Source organism: Oceanivirga salmonicida, from assembly GCF_001517915.1.
Taxonomy (GTDB): Bacteria; Fusobacteriota; Fusobacteriia; order Fusobacteriales; family Leptotrichiaceae; genus Oceanivirga; species Oceanivirga salmonicida.
Genome location: NZ_LOQI01000113.1, coordinates 1 through 2,765, shown reverse-complemented (window position 1 = coordinate 2,765; position 2,765 = coordinate 1). Strand labels below are relative to the sequence as shown.

At 25.1% G+C, this 2,765-nt stretch carries 1 protein-coding gene; it reads left to right on the top strand.

From position 1 onward, the window contains the following. Positions 1 to 21 precede the first annotated feature (21 nt). Positions 22 to 2,765, top strand: a 2,744-nt coding sequence (locus AWT72_RS08365; protein ID WP_067143543.1) for a glycoside hydrolase family 2, incomplete at its 3' end; no start/stop codon positions are given.

Below are 2,765 nucleotides of genomic sequence, written 5' to 3'. Positions count from 1 at the left end.
AAAAGTATTGAAAGGATAAAAATGAAAGATTATGAAAATATAAATATTTTAGGGAAAAATGTTTTAAAACCTCGTTCATATTTTTTTACAAAAGATATGAATAAAAATTTAAAAGGTTATATAAATTTAAATGGAATATGGGATTTTGAATATGAAAATAAAAAAACTAAAATTCAAGTTCCTTCATGTTGGCAATTACATGGTTTTGACAAACCATGGTATACAAATGTTCAGTACCCATTTCCTTGTTTACCACCTATAATTCCACAAAATAATCCGACTGGAATATATGAAAGAACCTTTATAATAAACAAAATAAATAAAAGAGAAACTTTAGTATTTTTAGGAGTAGATAGTAGTTTTCATGTATATATTAATAATAAATTAGTTGGATATAGTCAGGGAAGTCGTGAAACAAGTGAATTCGATATAACGAATTTTTTAGTGATTGGTGAAAACAATATAAAAGTGGTTGTATATAAATGGAATGTATTTAGTTACTTAGAAGATCAAGATATGTGGTGGTTAAGTGGTATATATAGAAATGTATATATAGCTTCTAATTATATAACAGAAGATATATTTACAAAAACTACTTTAGATGATACATATAATCATGGAATATTGGATTTGGAATTAAAATTTTATGAAAAAGTAAAAAATATAAATATCTATTTGGGTGATAAAAAGTATAAATATGAAATAAATAGTAAATATTTTAGAGAAAAAATAATAGTTGAGAATTGTTTGAAATGGTCAGCTGAAATTCCTAACTTATATGATTTTAAATTAGAAATATTAGATAAAAATGATAATATAATTGAAATAATAGAACAAAAAATCGGATTTAGAAGAGTAGAATTAAAAGATAGCGTAGTTCTAATAAATGGACAATATGTTAAATTCAAAGGTGTAAATAGACATGAATTTAATGCTGTAACAGGTAGAACACTAAGTATAGACGATATGGTAAAAGATTTGGAAATATTTAAAGAAAACAATATTAATGCAATTAGAACTTCACACTACCCAAATGATCCACGCTTTTATGAACTATGTGATAAATACGGTTTTTATGTAATAAATGAGGCAGATTTAGAAACACATGGTTTAGATATAATAAATCAAAGAAATAGTCTTAATAATGACCCAAAATGGGAAAAAGCTTTTTTAGATAGAATGATAAGAATGGTTGAGCGTGATAAAAATCATCCGAGTATAATTTTTTGGTCATTAGGAAATGAATCAGGCTACGGTATAAATCATGCCAAAATGGCAGAATATGCTAAAAAAAGAGATGATAGTAGATTAATACATTATGAAGGTGAAACAAGAGAAATTGCGGAGACTAATAAAGAAAATCAATTTATTCCAACCGAAGATCCAATATCTTCTGATGTGCATTCAGGTATGTATACACCAATAAAAGAATTAGAAAAAATTGCTAAAATAACCAAATTTAAAAAGCCATACATATTATGTGAGCATTTACATGCAATGGGAAATGGTCCAGGTGCTGTAAAAGATGTTTGGGATGTAATATATTCATCTAAAAGATTACAAGGGGCTTTTATATGGGAATGGTGTGATCATGCAATATTAATTGATGGTAAATATATGTATGGTAGTGATTTTGGACAAGAAGTGAATGATGGAAATTTCGTTGTTGATGGTGTAGTTTTTCCAGATAGAACACCAAGTCCAGCATTAAGTGAATATAAAAAAGCATTAGAACCTATAAAAATATACAAAAAAAATAATAAATATTATATTGAAAATAGATATGATTTTTTAAATACTGATAGTCTAGATTTTGAAGTTAGAGTATATGAAGAAGAAAAAATAATATATGAAAATCATTTTAATGTATCTATTAGACCACATGAAACTAAGGCAGTTAATTTAAAATATGAAAGAAGTATAAATGAAAATGTACTAATGATTATTATAAAAAAAGATAATAAAGAAATTGCTTTTTATCAAGAAGTTTTAAAAGGGGAATATATCAAATTAAATAGTATAAATAAGTTAAAGTTGGAAGATATTAATATTGATTTTAATATATGGCGTGCAAGTACTGATAATGATAGATTAGGTGTTTCAGTATATAAAAAATGGAAAGAAAAAAGAGTAGATTTGATGGAATGTATTAGATTAAGTGATAAAATATCTGAAAATAAAAGAATTATAAAACAAAAATATGTAGCTACTTCACTTGATTGGGGTTATGATTTAGAATATAAATTAAGTTATACTGATAATAAAGATATATTAGTACAAGTATTTGGAAAGGTTTTTGGAAATAAACCTAATACAGTACCTAGACTGGGTATAAAAATGAAAATTGATAAAAAATATAGTAAAGTTAGATGGTATGGTTTAGGTGAAGAAGAAACATACATTGATTCATGTTCAGGTAAAAAACTGGGAGTATATGAATTAGAAATAGATAAAATGATGACACCATATATATATCCGCAAGAAAGTGGAAATAGATCAAAAGTTAGATGGTTTGAATTAAAATCTAGTAACTCTATATTAAGATTTGATTCAGTAGATAGACTTATTAATTTTTCAGTAAGTCCTTATGATGTAATGAATATTGAAAAAGCAAAACACAGAGAAGAATTAATAGAAACAGAAGATTTAAATTTAAATATAGATTACGAACAATATGGATTAGGAACAGCTAGTTGTGGTGAAGAAACTTTGGAAAAATACAGACTTGAATGTAAAAATTTTAAATTCCAATTTATTATGAAGGA